Raw genomic sequence first — 17,868 nt, forward strand, 5'->3', positions numbered from 1 at the left:
TTAGGAGGGCAGCGATGCAAGCACGAATAAATGGAAAATTAATGAATCAGTTTGCAATTTTTTTTAGTACGATCGTCATGCTTCAGTTTGTAGCTGATATAACAGGACTTACAAGTAATTTAGACATTACGTATAACTTAATACATACAGCAACTTCTTATATAACATTTAGTTTGGCGGTTATTTTCACTTTAATAGGTGCAAGAAGAGAATTAAGTAAATATGCAATTGCTTCATTATGTTTAGTAGTGGCGATTAAAGCAATTTATTTTGTAGCGGTTGTTATTTTATGGGGATTGGCTGGTACACCGTAAATGAATAGTAAATAAAACCCTAATTTCCAATATAGTAAGGAAATTAGGGTTTTATTATACTTGAAAAGCCTTTCTACACCGCTCTCTTCTTTGCAACCTTCTTCTATATTTTTTTCTATCACGCTTTACTCCTTGTATGTACATGAATAAACTAACGAGAAGGAAAAAAGTGCATTGCATCGTTAAAATATACGGCGACATGCCATGCAACGGTTGTTTTGGGTCATATAAATGAAAAGGCGCTCCGCCTATTGTAGGGAATATCGTATTTAGCAGGACGTATGGAATGGAGGCAACTGCAAATGGGAAGAGAATCGCCATATAGTCCTTTTGTGACCACGCAGATGCTGCAAGTCCTAAAAGGGCCATTAAACCTGCAAATAAAAAATTAATTCCGATATATACAGTAATGTAAGTGAGGGGAGATTCGTAATATAAGTTTGCAAACATCCCATTATCATTTATAATGCCTGAACCAGCCGTCGGTTCTCCGTCTGGAATGGTTAATTTGCAAAATAATAACGATAAGATGAATGGAAATGTATAAAGAAGTCCGCCACAAAAGAATGTAACGATATATTTCGTTACTGAATAAGGGAACAAAGAAATCCCTTTACTTACAAACGGTTTAAAACCATCTGATTTATCCGAATTGTAACTTGTACTAAAGGGGAAACTAGCAATAACGGGCATTAATAATAAATAAACATCCATTTCATTGTCGCGAAATCCAATCCATTTAAAAGCTGTTGTTACAAACGCATCCGTTCCATCCCCAATGTAACGAATTACATAATAATAATGGTAAATAAAAATAAGAGCTAGTCCACTAAACATAATAATTAAAGAAACACGATTACAAAAAGCTTGCTTTATATTTAAACGAAGCGCACGCATCATGACTGAAAAAGCCTCCACTATTTTGATAAACTTGTCTATTTTCTATATTACTATTAATTGTAAAGATTTTCTTGTTTTTTTATTTGATTATTTGAAAAAGAGGAATTTTGTTGTTGTGAAGTAAGGTTTAATCATATATCTTAAGAACACCTTTTCCTTTTCTCTTTTCTTCTGATAAACTATGGACAGTATGATATACACTGACTGGAATTTTTTTATACTGGAAATAATAAAAAAGAGAACTTGTCTAGAATGTAAGCGTGTGGTAATATCAAAGGTGTACTGATTGACTATATTATCCAATTGGTCATTTTTGGAGGTGGAGATGTGGCGATAGATCGAAAACGTTCTATTATTGAAGCTGCAACAAAGTCTTTTTCAGCGTTCGGTTATAAAGCAACAACGATGGATCAAGTAGCGAAGTTAGCGAATGTAGGAAAAGGAACGATTTATACTTTTTTCAAAAATAAAGAAGAGCTATTTGGTGAAATTATTTCTAATTTAATTACAGAAATGAAGCAAGTTGCAGAAAGTGCAATTCGTTCAGATGTTTCATTTTTTGAAAATGTACATAGAGCATTATATAGCATCTTGGAATTTAGAAAAGAACATCAGCTCATGATTAAATTAATTCAAGAAGAGCGCGATATGGGAACGAAAGAAGTACAAGAAGTCATGCAACAAGTTGATGTGGAAATTGTTTCTGTTATTCAATCATATTTAAAGATTGCGATTGAAAAAGGTGAAATTAGCAAATGTGATCCAGAAATTACAGCATTTATTATGCTTCGTCTATATGTATCGCTTATTTTTGATTGGGAAAAAAATCATGAACCGCTAGAAAAAGAAAAAATTGCAGAGTTATTTGAACTTTATTTACTAAAAGGATTGTCAAACTAAGATGATCCTTTTAATTTTATAAAAAAATGACCAAATTAATAATGAGGTCATATATTTAATTTGAGGAGGAGTTATAGAAAAATTATAATTATAATGAGAAAAAGTTGCATAGTAATAAATTCGGGGATAAGGCATATGTATGAACAAGTATAGCCTTTTTGTTTGAGTGAAAATGACCAAATGAACAATGTGGTCATTTAGAAAAGGGGGAGAAATGATGAAATGGAATCAGTTACTTCGTAAAGAGTTTACTGAAATTATAAAAAGTAAAAAAATATTAATTCCAATTATCGCGGTTTTATTCGTGCCAATTTTATATGCAGGTATGTTTTTATGGGCCTTTTGGGATCCGTATAAACAGTTAGATGATTTACCAGTTGCGGTAGTCAATTTAGATAAAGGTGCAGTATTTGATGGGAAACCAATTGAGGTCGGAAAAGGGCTCGTTGATAACTTAAAAGATAATACAAGTTTCAAATGGGAATTTGTAAGTGAAAAAGAAGCGGAAAAAGGAATGGAAGGTAGAAAGTATTACATGTTAGTACGCATTCCAGATGACTTCTCAAGTAACGCTACAACGTTATTAAAAGATGATCCAAAACCATTAAATTTAGAATACATTCCAAACGAAAGCTTAAACTTCTTATCTTCACAAATTGGCGGAACAGCCATTGAAAAAATTAAAGGTGAAGTATCAAGTACGTTAACGAAAACATATGCAGAGAAAATGTTTGATTCTATTCAAGACGTCTCAAAAGGATTAGCAGATGGGGCGGAAGGAGCAAATAAACTACACGACGGATCAAGTGAGCTGCATGATGGTTCCAGTAAAGTGACGGATGGCCTTCATACACTTCAAGGGAAGTCTGGAGAGATGAAGGATGGAGCTCAGAAATTAGCAGATGGATCTAATAAATTAGTAGATGGATCAGGCAAAGTAACAAATGGTTTAAATACGTTAAATAGCAAAACAGGTGAGATGCAGACGGGTATAGGGAAATTGCAAGATGGATCTCAGAAAGTAACAGCGGGTTTGAATACGTTAGTAAATAAATCAGGTGAATTAAAAACAGGAACGAATGAATTAGCAGCTGGTATGGAACAGCTTGTTGGAGGACAAAGTCAATTAGAGGGGGTTTCTCAAAAAATTGAAAAGGGTTTGCAAGAATTAGATAGTAAAGTGAAAAGTTCCGCTGCAGGTTTAGAAGAAATGCAGGCGAAAGTTCCTACAATATTAAATAAAGTAAATGAGAAAATAGACGGAGCTGAAAAAAACGTAAATCAGTTAAATGGATTTACTCAATCAACAGCAGGAGATGCCAAAAATGCAGCGCAAGATGTAGCTAATTTACAAAAGCAAATTGAGAGTTTACCAAAAGAATATCAAGAGCAGTTACAACCGTATATAACAAATGCGGCAAAAAGTACAGCGACAGTTCAACAAAAAGTTGCTGTAGTATCGGGTGGAACAAAGACACTAAACGAAGAAGTAAATCAACTAAAAGGTGAAATAAATCAAAAGGCAAGTGAAATGCAAAACAAACTACCGAATTCAGGTGGGATTAATACTTTAACGGATGGTATTACGAAATTAATGAATGCGCAAAACCAATTTGTAAGTAAGTTTCACGGATTTGGTGAAGGATTAAATAATGCCAAAGTAGGTGTAAATAAATTAAATAAGGGGTCAGATCAATTAATTGATGGAGTAACTCAATTAGCGGACGGCTCAAGCAAAGTAACAGGTGGTTTAGGTACATTATCCGCAGGAGCAAATCAAATGTCAGGAGGAATAACGCAATTAACAGACGGTTCAAGCCAAGTAACAACTGGCTTAGGTACTCTAAATGGTGGTCTAAACCAAATGTCAACTGGCTCAACCCAGCTAATCGACGGTGTAAATAAACTAGCAGACGGCTCAGGAAAAGTAACTGATGGACTAGTGAAAGTAAACGATGGTTCAGGTGAACTTGCTGAGAAACTTGGGGAAGGGGCAGAGAAAACTGGGGAAGTAAAAGGGACAGATAAAACGTATGATATGTTTGCAAGTCCTGTAAAGGTGAAGACGGAGAAAATGGCGGAAGTTCCTAACTACGGAACTGGATTTACACCGTATTTCTTATCACTCGGTTTATTCGTTGGGGCATTACTATTATCAATCGTATATCCATTACGTGATACAGTTGGCGTTCCAAAATCAGGATTTAGTTGGTTTATTAGTAAGTTCGGCGTGTTACTATCAGTCGGTATTATTCAAGCGATAGTAGCAGATGTTATATTACTGTTCGGATTAGGTGTAGAAGTACAAAGTATTCCGTACTTCATACTCTTTAGCATCGTTACAAGTTTAGCGTTTATTGCATTAATTCAATGTTTAGTAACAGCATTCGGTGATGCAGGGCGTTTCATCGCCATCATCACATTAATTATTCAGCTTACAACAAGTGCTGGAACATTCCCGTTAGAGTTAATTCCGAAGTTTTTACAACCATTTAATGCTTGGTTACCGATGACATACTCTGTATCAGGATTGAAAGCAGTCGTATCAAGCGGAGACTTTAACTTCATGTGGCAAAACATAGGAATGCTCATGATCTTTATCGTTGTATTATCACTTGGAACAATCGCCTCCTTAACTTTGATGCACAAACGACAATTTAAAAATGTTGCTGAAAATCAATCGGTTGAAGCGTAAAAAAAGCACCTTTTTGGTGCTTTTTTATTTTAATAGAGGGCATCTTTTCCTTGGTTCATCTATAAATCTTTCTAAAAGCTATAGAAACGAAAGAAAAGGAATTACAACAATTTACAGAGAAACATAGGGTAGAGGAGTTGATATGATGAAAGGCAATCCTACTTACTATTTTATCTTATATCCATTAATCTTCTTTCTCGTTTTCTCTCTTTCACCTATCTTGTTTCAGAAAAAAGAATATACGAGTATGAAAGATATACTAGGGATACTTTTATTTTACTATGTGCTAATTAGTGGATATTACTTTATGGATGTTGTAAGTGAAAGAATGAAGAAGGATAGTAAAGATAAACGATAAATTTTATTGTATAAAAACCGATGGAGGATAAAAAATGACTGAAAGTGAGATGAAATTCCGTGATACGACCATTCGTAACTTTTTTGATAAAGAGAATCGTTTAAAATCGATTCCAGGTCAAAAGAAGAAAAAATTAGTATTGTTAGAGCATTTAATTAGCAAGTTAAATGCTGAAAATCAATATACAGAAAAAGAAATTAATACATTTATAAAACAATATCATGATGATTTTTGTACAATTAGACGTGAATTTATTGTACATAGGTTTATGGATAGAGAGGATAGTATGTACCGTATAAACGGGAGAGAAGTTTGGACGAAGTGGGAGGAGTTAAAATAATGAATCAGCGAGGGGATCCCCGCTGATTATAAGCCTGTGCTAGTCTTGCTGTTTCTTTGTAGTAAGTCTATGAACGCTTCAACATTCGAACTTGTAATGTATCCAAGCGTTATATATTCATCTTCATAGTAAAATATTATTTTTTTGTCAAAGATTCTTCTCTTCGTTTCTATGGATAGAATTTTTTCATAATCAAATTCGGCAATGAATGTGTTTTTATATTGGCTAAAAAAGAGAAGTCTTTGATTAGTAGCAAGTAACATGCCAGGATACGGGACTTTATGCGTAATCATATAGCCAGTAAGTGAACATTTTAAAGTAGATAAAATTTTTTCTTCTTTATGTAATAGTTGTTTTGCATCTGTTAAGATAGGGTTCATTCCATATATTCCTTTTATTTTGATTTATGAATATTGTATCAAGAGTAAAAAGATTCTCAATATGTAATATTGCATATTGGACGTTTTATAGTTTTAATATTATTTTTAAAAAGAAAAAGTACGAGGTGATTCAATGATACGGTTAGTAAAAGAGACTGATGCAGAAGCAATTATGAATATTAGAAAAGAAATTATATTATCGGAAACTACTACAAAATTTTTCATAGTATCCCCAAAGAAGTTACCGAATGATAGTAATGCAGAAAGAGAAAAGATACGGAAAAGCAATGAGAAAGGTAATCTCTATATCGTGTATGAAGTAGATAGGAAGGTAGTTGGCTTTTTACTTTTCAACCGATATGAACTAGAACGGTTACAACACGCAGGCACAATGGGAATGGGGATTAAAGAGGCGTATTGTAATCAAGGCATCGGCACGAAATTAATTGAATTTCTTATTAGTTGGGCTAAAGGGCAGAAAGGTTTAGAGAAAATTTGCTTAGGTGTAGTTTCTGTTAATGATCGGGCAATTAAAGTGTACAAACGTATGGGTTTTGTAGAAGAAGGGAGACAACGAAAGCAAATAAAGTATGAAGATGGATCATATGGAGACGATGTATTGATGGGCTTTTATATTGAATAAAGGATATATGGTATTAAGAAAAGGAATGTACCTACCGTAAATGTCTAAAAGCAGTATATTGCCCCTCCATTAACAGACTTTTACCTATGTATAATATTAATATAGTAAAATCATAACAACCGATATTGCAGTTTCCAATAATATACTATATAATCAATTTAAGAAAACGTTTTCATGCAAAGGGGGAGAATTTCGTGTCGACTATAGAGGACGTGGCGAAATTAGCGGGGTTATCAAGGACAACGGTTTCTAGGGTGATTAATAATCATCCATATGTTTCAGATGAGAAGAAAAAAAGGGTTCAATTAGCAATGAAGCATTTAGGCTTTGTTCCTAATTCTGCGGCGAGAAGGCTTCGTAAACAAAAAACGGAAACAATTGCGGTGCTAGTTCCAAGGATTACAAATCCTTTTTTCAGTAGATTTATTGAAGCAATCGAGATTGCAGCTTCTGAACATAAATATAAACTGATTATTTGTCAAACAAGATATTTACCTGAAAAAGAGATGGAGTATTTACAATTATTATCTACGAAACAAGTAGATGGGATTATTCTATGTTCACTAGAAAATCCGTGGGAAGATGTAGAGCCATACTTACAGCACGGTCCAATCGTGTTATGTAATGAATATATTGAGGAAGCAAATATTCCAACAGTGAAGTTTGATCATGCGCAAGGAGCATATATAGCTGCGAAGCATGTGTTAGATCAAGGATATCGCAATCTTATTTTTTGCCGTGGTAACGAAACCAAATTAGTTAGCCAGCAGCGAAAAATGGGCTTTTTACGTGCAATAACTGAGAAGAGCCGCCAAGTAGAAGCGATTGATTTTCTTGAAAACGCTTTCTCTTGGGAGGATGGAAAACGAATATTCCATGAAGTATTAAAGGACAAAAAAAATCCTACCGCGATTTTGGCAGGAGGCGATGAGGTAGCAGCTGGAATTATCTCAGAGGCGAAGCACCATAACTGGAGCATTCCAGATGATCTCGCTGTTATCGGTTTTGATAATCAAATATTATCACAGATTACAGAGCCAGGTATTACGACAATTGAACAGCCAATCGATGAGATGGCCCGAAAAGTTGTCGACCTGATGATGGATAAAATCCATACGAAAAATTATCGACAAAAAGAATTGTATGAGTTTGAACTGGAGCTCTTGGTGAAAGGTTCAACGATGAAGAAGGATACGATGTTATTAGCCTAGTAGACTATGTCTGCTAGGTTTTTTTATGTTCATAAACTACTATTCTTCGTGAACGCAGTCATCACATTTGTTATGGTATGCTTCGTGTTGCTCATCAATTTCTTTCCCACAGTGCGCACAAGTTTTCGTCGGTAAATTTCTGAAAAACTCCATTGGTTGATCGATCATGTCAATCCCTCCATTTCCATTTCTTACTATTATTGTATTATTACAAAAAATAAAAGTCAACAACTGTTTTATAACAAAATTGAAAATTAATGAAAAAGTTTAGGAAATGGATTATAGTTAACAATGTAGAATGTAAGTGAAACATGCATTCCTACTCGGTTTTAGAAAGGATGGATACATATGAAAATGACTGTTGTCGGCTTTTGGGGCGGATTTCCAGAAGCGGGAGAAGCAACGTCGGGGTATTTGTTTGAACACGATGGTTTTCGTTTACTTGTAGACTGTGGTAGTGGTGTACTAGCACAGCTTCAAAAATATATAACACCATCTCATATAGATGCAGTTGTACTGTCACACTATCATCACGATCATGTTGCGGACATTGGGGTATTGCAATATGCGAGATTAATTACGAGTGCAACAACAAGGCAACTACCGGAATTACCAATATACGGTCATACGTTTGACGAGAATGGATTCCATTCTTTAACACATGAACCACATACGAAAGGAATCGCGTACAATCCAGAAGAAAGACTTCAAGTTGGACCGTTCTCGATTTCGTTCTTAAAAACTGTTCATCCTGTTACATGCTTTGCGATGCGTATTACAGCTGGAGATGGTGCTGTAGTATACAGCGCTGATTCAAGTTATATTCCTGAATTCATTCCATTCACGAAAGATGCTGATCTTTTCATTTGTGAGTGTAATATGTATGCACATCAAGAGGCTGCAAAAGCAGGGCATATGAATAGTACAGAAGTAGCAAGTATTGCAAAAGATGCGAATGTAAAAGAACTTTTATTAACGCACTTACCGCATACAGGAAACCCATCTAATTTAGTAACAGAAGCAAAACAAATTTTCAGTGGCCATATTACGCTAGCGCATAGTGGCTACGTATGGAACTCATGAGGTGATACGATGTTATTTATTGATAATAAAGGAATTACAGATCCTAGAATAAATTTAGCGATTGAAGAATATTGTGTGAAAAATTTAGATATTAACGAAACATATTTACTGTTCTACATTAACGAACCTTCGATTATCATTGGTAAAAACCAAAACACAGTAGAAGAAATTAATGCAGATTACGTAAAAGAAAAAGGTATTCATGTCGTTCGTCGTCTATCAGGCGGAGGCGCAGTATATCATGATTTAGGAAACTTAAACTTCAGCTTTATCACGAAAGATGATGGAGATAGTTTCAGCAACTTCAAAAAATTCACAGAGCCTGTAACGAAAGCGCTTGGTAAATTAGGTGTAAATGCAGAACTAAGTGGTCGTAACGACATTTTAGCTGAAGGAAGAAAAATTTCAGGTAACGCGCAGTTCTCAACGAAAGGTCGTATGTTCAGTCACGGTACGTTACTATTTGACTCTGAAATCGATCACGTCGTATCAGCACTGAAAGTAAAAATGGATAAGATCCAATCAAAAGGAATTAAATCAATCCGTAGCCGCGTTGCGAACATTACAGAGTTCCTAAACGAAGAAATGACGACAGAAGAGTTTAGACAACTTCTTCTAGAAACAATTTTCGAAGGAGAAACAGAAATCCCAACGTATGAATTAACAGAAGAGGATTGGAAAGAAATCCATAAACTTTCTGAAGAGCGCTACCGCAATTGGGACTGGAACTACGGAAAATCACCGAAGTTCAACTTACAACATTCACACCGCTTCCCAGTTGGACAAGTTGACGTTCGTCTGGAAGTGAAAAAAGGAACAGTAACAGAATGCAAAATTTACGGCGACTTCTTCGGTTCACTAGATGTTCATGATATCGAAGAGCGTCTAACAGGCGTTCAGTTCGATAAAGATACATTCACTGCAGCTTTAGAAGGCGTAGATATCGCACGCTACTTCGGTAACATTACAACTGAAGATTTCTTACATTTATTCTTCTAAAAATGAGGGAGGCTGCCATAACGGGCAGCCTCTTTTTTTGCGTAGATTGTCGCGTTTTTTCGGTAAGTCGATATATTCGAAAAATCGCGGATATAATTTCATTCACCATAAAATCACAGGACATCTGCCTCTTATAAAGGAATATATATATTCAAAAGGAGGCGGATTGATATGAAAAGGGTAATGTACGTTGTATTATTACTCAGCTTTGTCATCGGAATGACAGCGTGTAACAGTGGATCGCCCTCAAGTCGTACAATTTTGTCTATCGGAAAACCAGCGGAGGATAATGTTATATATTTTACGCATACAGATAACAAACGAAAGATACATGATATACAAGACATGTTTCAAAATAAGAAGTGGAAAAGAAATGAAACATTCAGCACTGTTAATAAAACGCCAGATGTCGTCTTATCAATAGATGAAAACAACAAAGGGTTACCGGCATTATATGTTACCGTGTATTTTCATGAAAATGGAGCGGACGTTTTGAATTTGTATGGGGAGTATACGAGCTTAAATAAAGAGGAACTTGAAAATCTTAGAAAAAAGATGAGTGCATATTATCCTAAAATGATTTTTGGTCTAGTGTTATAAATTACTTGTAAATAAAATCCCCTTATTTTTCTAAATTAAACTAAGAGAAGGTGATCTGTCTATATGCAGTTAATAGAATATCACTTGCCACTTTAATTTTCTTTTAATATAATTAATTTAGAATTTTTAAATATTCTAAATTTTATAAAGGTGGGGTTTTTGTGAATCTCGTTCAATCTTTGGCTGAAACGGCAAAAAAGAAGGGGGAAAAACCGGCTTATATATTTATGGATCAGTCGGTCTCATATGACCAATTAAACAAAATGGTCACAAGGTTTTCTAGCAATTTAGCAGAAATGGGCATTGGAAAAGGGGACAATGTCGCATTAGTTGTTGGGAACTCACCACATTTTTTGGTCGGTTTATACGGAACAATGAAAGCCGGAGCAACTGTTATTCCAGTTAATCCAATTTATACAGCAGACGAAATGCATTACATTTTACAAAATGGAGATGTAAAAACAATCATCGTACTCGACGTCCTTCTACCTGTTATACAATCTCTTACAACAAGACTTCCTTCATTAGAAAACATCATCATATGCGAAACCTCATCAGATTTTAACCATACAGAAACCGAAAAAATGAAAACGTTTACTAGTTTTGTGGGGGCTGGAGATTTACAATACGAAGGCCCTGAACTAGATGAAGAGGATGTAGCGGTTATCCTATACACTTCAGGTACAACTGGAAAACCGAAAGGCGCTATGCTCACACATAAAAATTTATATAGTAATGCGAATGATGTTGCGTCTTATTTACAATTTACTGCTGACGATCGCGTCGTTGCGGCACTGCCAATGTTCCATGTATTCTGTTTAACAGTTGCGGTAAATGCACCGATTGTGAACGGAGCAACGATTTTAATGTTACCGAAATTTAGTCCGAAAGAAGTATTCCGTATTTGTCGTACGTACGAACCAACGATCTTTGCTGGCGTACCGACGATGTACAATTATTTATATTTATTTGAAGAAGCAAGCGCAGAAGATGTGAAGACGCTTCGCCTTTGTATTTCCGGTGGTGCATCGATGCCTGTTGCTCTTCTGCAAAACTTTGAAAAACGTTTTAACGTTATTGTTTCAGAAGGATACGGTTTATCAGAAGCATCACCAGTTACTTGTTTCAACCCGCTAGATCGTCCTCGTAAACCAGGATCAATTGGCACAAATATTTGGCATGTAGAAAATAAAATTGTAAATGAACTTGGGGAAGAAGTACCTGTCGGCGCAGTCGGCGAATTAATCGTTCGCGGACCTAACGTTATGAAAGGATACTATAATGCACCAGAAGATACAGCTGCGACATTGAAAGACGGCTGGCTATATACAGGTGACTTAGCGAAAATGGATGAAGAAGGTTACTTCTATATCGTTGATCGTAAAAAAGATATCGTCCTAGTTGGCGGTTATAACGTATATCCTCGTGAAGTAGAAGAAGTATTATATACGCACCAATCAGTAGCTGAAGTTGTTGTAATCGGTGTTCCTGATGAAAACTTAGGAGAAGCTGTGCGAGCGTACGTCGTTTTGAAGCAAGCAAACGTAACAGAAGAAGAACTAATGCATTACTGTACGTTACATTTAGCGAAATATAAAGTGCCGAAAAGCATTGAGTTTTTAATAGAATTACCGAAGAATACGACGGGTAAATTGTTAAGAAGAGCATTGAGAGAGAAAGCGATGCAAGTGTAATGAAGAAAAGGTCCCCTAAAAGATATTTTAGGAGACCTTTTCTTTGTTTATCGTAATAACTTTTTCTCATATGAAATGTAGTAGGAAGTTTGTATATATAATAGCGGAGCGTGTTCAAATAACTATTTGGTACTAGTAGTAATGAAGATATTCTTCCTACTTTCTTACATGAAATTTTTAATTTTGGATATTTGTATCATATGTTTCTGCAACAAACACAAAGTCTACATGCTCTTTATCAATAAAAATACTTGTTTTAGATGGAAGACCTGTTATGGTAGAAACAATATCAACCTCAACAAGGTCAAATCCTACACGATAAGCATCTGCAATTTCAATTCCACCAGTTAGAAAATGCAATCCATCCCCAAATGACTTAAATACAAATACATTTTCTTTCAAACTTTTATTATCCATTTCAATCCATTCTTCGTTAATATAAATCTTAAATGTCGTGCACTTTGGAACACACTCGATGTGATGTATCCCTTTATAACTATTAAGCGAAAACATATAGGTATGAGTTTCTTTAAAGTTAATATCTATCCCGTATTTAAAAGCAAAGGTTTTATATACCATTTCATAAAACAATGGCATTACAATATCATCCCATGCGTCATAGGCAAAAGCATGAATTGGTATTAGATGAGGATATAAACTTACAATCGCTTTTTGAAAATTAAGTAAGATGGTTGTATCTGTAATTTCTTTTAAAGAATCATCTATTTCATGGTCATAATCTTTCGAAATTCTGTTATCAATCATATGAAAAACTCCTTACATAGTCTTCTATATACTACGTTTTTCCGCATCATCAGTTTGTGCCTTCTTCAACTAAATTGCAAGTTTAACCGATGATTCCAAAAAAGCCCTTGTCTTATTTTATCAATTGTTAAATGTATTTATCTTTAAACTTCAATACGAAGATTAAACATGAAGGTGCGGGCGGAAAAGTAACAGAAACAAACTTTGTATATGACCCGATTAACCAATTATTAAATGAAGCACTACCAAACGGAACAACTAAATCATACACATATGATGGATTTGGAAACCGTACAAGTGTGAAAGTTGTAGAGAATGGAAAAGAAACAAAATCTATAGCGGCAACATTCAATGAAGGAAATCAGCTTGTAAAATTCGGAAACGAATCGTTAACGTATGATGCGAATGGCAATCGTACGTCTGATGGAAAGTACAAGTATACATGGAATGAAAATGACCAAATTGTAGCGATTACAAAACAAGGTGAAAGCAATGCATTCGCAACGTATAAATATGATGAGGATAATCGTCGTATTGAAAAGAATGTCAATGGTCAAGTAACACGTTACTTCTATGATGGAGATAGTATCAATCCATTGTATGAAACAGATGGAAGTGGAACTGTACTTCGTCAATATGTATACTCAACAAGTGGCGCGCGTCTAGCGATGAAATCAAAAGGACAAACGTTATACTACCATTACAACCCTCGTGGTGATGTCGTTGCGATGACAGATCAAAATAGAGAAGTTGTAGCAACGTATGAATATGATTCGTGGGGTAACGTACTAAAGAGCGACGTAAAAGGTATCGCCGCAGACAATCCATTTGGATATGCGGGATACATGTATGATAAAGAAATTGGGATGTACTATCTGATTGCGCGTTATTATAATCCGGAGCATGGTGTGTTCTTATCGGTGGATCCTGATCCGGGTGATGAAGATGACCCAATTACCATGAATGGGTATACGTATGGTGATAATAATCCAGTAATGTTGATAGATCCAGATGGTAATATACCTGTTGCTCCACTTGTAATAGCGGGTGCAAGGATGGCTGCCCCTCATATAGCACGTTATGCAGCAAAACAAGCAGCAAAACAAGCAGCAAGAAAAGCGAAAAAAAGAGCTACATTAGCAGCTAATAAAAGAGCAGGAGCAAGGGCTGAGGAACTTGCAAAATCGGCATTAAAGAAAAAGGGATATGATGTATTAGGAAGTCAAGTTAGTGTTCGTACTTCTAAAGGTATTAGAAGGGTTGATCATTTAGTTAGAACACCTCGTGGCAAATTACTGGCGGTAGAAGTTAAAGCTGGTAATGCTAGAGGAACTGCGATGCAGTTAAAAAAGGATAAGCTAATGAGGAAACAGGGAGGAAAGATTATAGGGAAGAATGCCCCTCGTAGATTGAAAGACCAAGTTCGTAAAATACGAACCGTTGTTGTCACCCCTAAGTAAGGAGGATAGTTATTATGAATAAAAAAGAACTAAAATTAAAGTTATTGCAAGGTCTAGGTGAAGCATTAAAAGAAAACGGTTATAAGACTAGAACTACACAACAAGACCTGGTGAAAAAATTTGATAAAGGAAAAATCAGTATACATTTAGCCTTTATCAATCACCCAGAAGATTTTCATGTGACGGTGGATGTGGGAATTCGGTTTGACGAATTAGAAAATATGAAAAATCAATGGGATGAAGGTTTAACAATTAAAGAGAAAAAGGAAACCTATACGATTGGGGTTGAGTTAGGGAATTTAGTCCATAGGGAGCAAAAAAGGTGGCGTGTTGAAAAGGAAGAAGATATTTTACCTGTTACTATGGATATTTTAAAAGAAGTTAAGGAATACTTCATTCCATATATTGATAAGTATGTAGATGTGGAAAATGTATTTGATTTATGTGTAAGAGATGATGATGAGGCTCGAGCAAAAAATGCTATTGGATTAGCCTTGTTATTAAATAAAGAAGAGATGTTAGAACAAATCATTGAGAAAAAGAAAGAGTATTTAAAGACGAGGGATAAATTTGAATTGGAGTTATTTGAAAACTTTCTTTCTAATATGAATCTAGGATAAACAAGGTTAGTTATTCATTTTCGTGAGTATAGTGGGGTTAATTGTTTATATCTGGTTTTTCTGGCTGGAAAAACATTAAACTCTAGATTTTCTATTAATTATAAATATTAGTAGCCCCTAGAAGGAAACATTCGACGTTTTTATGATTAGACATAAACTTCGAATGTAACTTATAGGGGTTTTTATTTACAGGTTTTATAATGCTGGAAAGTCCATATCGAATTTTAGTGCCTGCGAGTGATGATGGTGCACTGTAACCTTGAGCAGTAGCGATAGACTTAGCCTTTAATAGCAAAACCCCCACAGAGTTTAGTCAACTTACCTTTTTAAAGAGTGTATCAAAGAATTATTTATTTTTATAAATTAAATGATTAAGAACCATTATTTCGATTATGAAAAAGAAGTATTATTATAAAATGCTAGAGAGACGCTTTTTATTAATTTAATTTATTTGAGTTCAATTATATTATGTGAAATAGGAGTGAGAATTTTGTTCCAAACGATAATTTACGATAAAGCTAAATATCATTATGAAGGAGATTTCCCACAAGAACTACCGATGGAGCAAGCATTTGTACATACTGGAATGTTCTTAGGTTGGATTATTGATAATAATTTATTTAGTGATGAATTCTTAGAAGAGACTGAAGAGGAAATTAATAAATTTAAGCTTAGAAAAATGACTGGAACTCAAGTTTATATGTTCTGGGATGGGGTTTTAAGCGATGACATGTTAAATGATGAAGGGAATCAATTTGCAATAGATTATTTTGATTTTGAAAAAGGTTTATATTTAGATGATTATGATGATGTATTTTTAGAGTGTGATACATTATATCAAGTGCAAGATACTTGGGAAAATTACTTTAAATTAAAAGAAGTGATTGATATTAGGTATACAGAATGGAAAAAACTTAAAAATAACGGGTAAAGAGGACTTTAAGTAATGGAATATTTTTTGTTCCAAATGAAGGTTTATTATATGCTGTAGAAAAAGGAGAGAAATAATGAAATTCCCAAAAGATGAAGATGGACAAGTATTAAATATGTTATATAAACAAGGTATAGATTTTAATAAAAAACATATAGTAGATTTCTTTATTGCAATTCCTGATCAAGGTAATGGAGAAAAAATAATTGGCAGACTACAAGAGCTGGGCTTAAATTGTGAATTAGATTATAATGAAGAATTTGAAGATTGGACATGTACTTGTTCTAAAGAAATGTTCTTAATTTATGAGGATATTGTAGAGATGCAAAAGGAATTGAATAAACTGGGTGAAGAGTTTGGTGGATATACAGATGGTTGGGGTGCATTTGTGTAATGTTGAATTTATTTATCGTGATAAAATAAATTAGACGGAGTAAAGAAACTATTTACGGAAAGAAGGGCTTATATAAGTTCTTCTTTCTTTGTATATATTAAGATATCTTAGTGATAGAAACGTATATGATATGTGGGCGGGGGGCTATTGGTAAAAGCCCGATTGGTAAGGGCTAATTAAAGTTTCACTTTATATAGGTTTTGAGAGAGTAAGATATAAGATATATTGTTTGTAGTGGAGATCTTGAATGAAGGGAGCGTGTGATAATTGGCAATGACGGATGAACAATTCGAGAATTATCTTGTTATGTGTTATGACAAATTAGAAAGTAAACAGCAAAAATTCATTTCGGATTATAATATCTATAACTTTGATGAGTATTGGTATGATCAAGATCAATGTATATTACAGTTTAAAAAAAATGGTCAAGTATTACTTGAATTTAGTGTTGTTTTTATAGGTTCTTGGTCTGAAAAGAGTAACAGTTGGATGTGGTCTTGGGTTAATGAGAATGTGGCTGATTATGCAAGAAGTAAGTCTAACTGTTTGAAAGATTTACAAAAGATTACAGGAAGTGAGGTTTTTATAAATCCACTTTTTGAATGCGATCAAGAAATGGCGTATGAGCTAGCAGCCTTTTCCATTGAATATTTAGATGCAGAAGGAGTGTATATAGCACCAGGTGAGAGAAGTGATGTATTTATGGCTGTTATGTCACCGCGTGCGTTGTGAGTAAGCATATTAAAAATATAGATAAGGTAGAATGAAAAAGGAGTACAGTTTAATAAATTAATAAAAGGTATCATAGGTCCCTGATGCCATGGTGATAAATTTAAAGGAGTGAATTATATTGCTTGAAGTAAAGTTTTACGATTGGAAAAAAAAACGTCCTAAAAAACATTATTTGCTTGTACATGAAATTAGAATTTTTGAGCTAATTTTCTCAAAGAAAGTTAGCGAGTTTGAGATGGGATTAAGAGAGATTGAAAAAGTAACTGTCTTTTGTTTAGCTAACGAAAACACTGATATTTCATATGAAGTAAATAGAGCTTTGGGTGAAATTCGTATATATGTTCCATATGATTTTATGGACTTTTTAGCATTAAATTCAGTTGAAGAGAAATACAAAGAGTTTTGCAAATTAGTACGCCAATATGTTGTCCCTGGACTTGAAGAAAACTCTACTCTTTCATCATCTGTTGTTAAAGGGTATATAGAGGAATCTTTAGATGAAATTGTGAAGCAAAACTATGAAGGAATATTTTTAGTTGGGAAGACACCTAAGAAAAGCCCAAGCCGTAAGAGGATAGCGATATTAAAAGGAATTCATCGTGTTAAAGGTTTCCAACTACGATGTGAAGTGTACGATGAAAAGGGATTAAAGATTCGAGATCAACTATTGGTGGAAGAAGTAGGAAATGAAATGGTGTATGCAAGATTTTTGGGTACCTTAAAATGGGAAAGTGAAAATCTAATAGTAGTTCAATCTAAATCCAGTAGTTGGAAAGAAGAAATCTATCTTTAATAACAAGGTTGTATAGTAGAAAGAGGGTTGTAGAGCATAAATGAATTTTTTTCGAA

General features: G+C 34.5%; 21 protein-coding genes and 1 pseudogene. 18 read left to right on the plus strand and 4 right to left on the minus strand.

What is annotated here, in order from left to right; genetic code table 11:
* The first annotated feature begins 14 nt into the window (after window positions 1-14).
* Window positions 15-314 carry a hypothetical protein gene (locus tag NZ044_RS05735; protein ID WP_001148894.1) on the plus strand — a complete coding sequence of 100 codons (300 nt, stop codon included), beginning with the start codon at window positions 15-17 and terminating at the stop codon, window positions 312-314.
* A 54-nt stretch (window positions 315-368) separates the two neighbouring features.
* On the opposite strand, the gene NZ044_RS05740 is transcribed toward NZ044_RS05735, so the two are convergent.
* A complete protein-coding gene (locus tag NZ044_RS05740) occupies window positions 369-1,214 on the minus strand; it encodes a hypothetical protein (RefSeq protein WP_000984163.1) in 846 nt (281 codons plus the stop codon).
* A 327-nt stretch (window positions 1,215-1,541) separates the two neighbouring features.
* On the opposite strand from NZ044_RS05740, the gene NZ044_RS05745 reads away from it, so the two are divergent.
* The 4 genes from NZ044_RS05745 (at window position 1,542) to NZ044_RS05760 (ending at window position 5,507) form a co-directional block, all read left to right on the plus strand.
* On the plus strand, window positions 1,542-2,114 hold the full coding sequence (locus NZ044_RS05745) for a TetR/AcrR family transcriptional regulator (protein ID WP_000963381.1): 573 nt from the start codon (window positions 1,542-1,544) through the stop codon (window positions 2,112-2,114).
* A 217-nt stretch (window positions 2,115-2,331) separates the two neighbouring features.
* A complete protein-coding gene (locus NZ044_RS05750; protein WP_000871856.1) occupies window positions 2,332-4,809 on the plus strand; it encodes a YhgE/Pip domain-containing protein in 2,478 nt (825 codons plus the stop codon).
* A gap of 142 nt (window positions 4,810-4,951) precedes the next feature.
* On the plus strand, window positions 4,952-5,167 hold the full coding sequence (locus NZ044_RS05755; protein ID WP_002083046.1) for a hypothetical protein: 216 nt from the start codon (window positions 4,952-4,954) through the stop codon (window positions 5,165-5,167).
* 34 nt (window positions 5,168-5,201) lie between these two features.
* Window positions 5,202-5,507: a DUF2087 domain-containing protein gene (locus NZ044_RS05760; RefSeq protein WP_000140302.1), complete on the plus strand. Its 306-nt coding sequence runs from the start codon at window positions 5,202-5,204 to the stop codon at window positions 5,505-5,507.
* 26 nt (window positions 5,508-5,533) lie between these two features.
* Here NZ044_RS05760 and NZ044_RS05765 read toward each other — a convergent pair whose 3' ends face one another.
* Window positions 5,534-5,887: a PH domain-containing protein gene (locus tag NZ044_RS05765; protein ID WP_001068229.1), complete on the minus strand. Its 354-nt coding sequence runs from the start codon at window positions 5,885-5,887 to the stop codon at window positions 5,534-5,536.
* A 133-nt stretch (window positions 5,888-6,020) separates the two neighbouring features.
* Between NZ044_RS05765 and NZ044_RS05770 the strand changes: the two genes are divergently transcribed.
* Window positions 6,021-6,530, plus strand: coding sequence for a GNAT family N-acetyltransferase (locus NZ044_RS05770; protein ID WP_000620472.1), 510 nt, complete (start codon window positions 6,021-6,023; stop codon window positions 6,528-6,530).
* Window positions 6,531-6,724: 194 nt separating this feature from the next.
* The gene (locus tag NZ044_RS05775; protein ID WP_000103710.1) at window positions 6,725-7,741 is read left to right on the plus strand and encodes a LacI family DNA-binding transcriptional regulator; all 1,017 of its coding nucleotides are present in this window, start codon (window positions 6,725-6,727) and stop codon (window positions 7,739-7,741) included.
* A gap of 39 nt (window positions 7,742-7,780) precedes the next feature.
* Here the strand turns inward: NZ044_RS05775 and yhfH are convergent, their stop codons facing one another.
* Window positions 7,781-7,909, minus strand: coding sequence for a protein YhfH (yhfH, locus tag NZ044_RS05780; protein ID WP_000567010.1), 129 nt, complete (start codon window positions 7,907-7,909; stop codon window positions 7,781-7,783).
* A gap of 180 nt (window positions 7,910-8,089) precedes the next feature.
* Here yhfH and NZ044_RS05785 point away from each other — a divergent pair, with 180 nt between their 5' ends.
* The 4 genes from NZ044_RS05785 (at window position 8,090) to NZ044_RS05800 (ending at window position 12,117) form a co-directional block, all read left to right on the plus strand.
* The gene (locus NZ044_RS05785) at window positions 8,090-8,824 is read left to right on the plus strand and encodes an MBL fold metallo-hydrolase (RefSeq protein WP_097891048.1); all 735 of its coding nucleotides are present in this window, start codon (window positions 8,090-8,092) and stop codon (window positions 8,822-8,824) included.
* Window positions 8,825-8,833: 9 nt separating this feature from the next.
* Window positions 8,834-9,823: a lipoate--protein ligase gene (locus tag NZ044_RS05790; protein ID WP_000897261.1), complete on the plus strand. Its 990-nt coding sequence runs from the start codon at window positions 8,834-8,836 to the stop codon at window positions 9,821-9,823.
* Between the two features lie 171 nt (window positions 9,824-9,994).
* Window positions 9,995-10,423 carry a hypothetical protein gene (locus NZ044_RS05795; RefSeq protein ID WP_017762896.1) on the plus strand — a complete coding sequence of 143 codons (429 nt, stop codon included), beginning with the start codon at window positions 9,995-9,997 and terminating at the stop codon, window positions 10,421-10,423.
* Between the two features lie 161 nt (window positions 10,424-10,584).
* Entirely contained in the window at window positions 10,585-12,117 is a 1,533-nt protein-coding gene (locus tag NZ044_RS05800) for a fatty acid--CoA ligase family protein (protein ID WP_001055198.1), read from the plus strand.
* A 177-nt stretch (window positions 12,118-12,294) separates the two neighbouring features.
* Here NZ044_RS05800 and NZ044_RS05805 read toward each other — a convergent pair whose 3' ends face one another.
* Window positions 12,295-12,882, minus strand: coding sequence for a hypothetical protein (locus NZ044_RS05805; RefSeq protein WP_000566763.1), 588 nt, complete (start codon window positions 12,880-12,882; stop codon window positions 12,295-12,297).
* A 155-nt stretch (window positions 12,883-13,037) separates the two neighbouring features.
* Between NZ044_RS05805 and NZ044_RS05810 the strand changes: the two are divergent.
* From NZ044_RS05810 to NZ044_RS05835, 7 genes and pseudogenes are all read left to right on the plus strand, one after another.
* A pseudogene (locus tag NZ044_RS05810) lies at window positions 13,038-13,907 on the plus strand (RHS repeat domain-containing protein); the annotation flags it as partial.
* Window positions 13,881-14,342 carry a nuclease-related domain-containing protein gene (locus tag NZ044_RS30815; RefSeq protein ID WP_426847238.1) on the plus strand — a complete coding sequence of 154 codons (462 nt, stop codon included), beginning with the start codon at window positions 13,881-13,883 and terminating at the stop codon, window positions 14,340-14,342. The pseudogene NZ044_RS05810 and the gene NZ044_RS30815, both read left to right, overlap by 27 nt.
* Window positions 14,343-14,356: 14 nt before the next feature.
* Window positions 14,357-14,962 carry a DUF4304 domain-containing protein gene (locus NZ044_RS05815; RefSeq protein ID WP_098506803.1) on the plus strand — a complete coding sequence of 202 codons (606 nt, stop codon included), beginning with the start codon at window positions 14,357-14,359 and terminating at the stop codon, window positions 14,960-14,962.
* 490 nt (window positions 14,963-15,452) lie between these two features.
* Entirely contained in the window at window positions 15,453-15,893 is a 441-nt protein-coding gene (locus NZ044_RS05820) for a DUF7832 domain-containing protein (protein ID WP_000487868.1), read from the plus strand.
* Between the two features lie 76 nt (window positions 15,894-15,969).
* Window positions 15,970-16,287: a ribonuclease E inhibitor RraB gene (locus NZ044_RS05825; RefSeq protein ID WP_000671650.1), complete on the plus strand. Its 318-nt coding sequence runs from the start codon at window positions 15,970-15,972 to the stop codon at window positions 16,285-16,287.
* Window positions 16,288-16,554: 267 nt separating this feature from the next.
* On the plus strand, window positions 16,555-17,019 hold the full coding sequence (locus NZ044_RS05830; protein ID WP_017762900.1) for a DUF6882 domain-containing protein: 465 nt from the start codon (window positions 16,555-16,557) through the stop codon (window positions 17,017-17,019).
* Between the two features lie 118 nt (window positions 17,020-17,137).
* Entirely contained in the window at window positions 17,138-17,812 is a 675-nt protein-coding gene (locus NZ044_RS05835; protein ID WP_000895167.1) for a hypothetical protein, read from the plus strand.
* Window positions 17,813-17,868 lie beyond the last annotated feature (56 nt).

The sequence above is a fragment of the Bacillus sp. FSL K6-1338 genome, from assembly GCF_038006965.1.
GTDB classification, from domain to species: Bacteria; Bacillota; Bacilli; order Bacillales; family Bacillaceae_G; genus Bacillus_A; species Bacillus_A thuringiensis_S.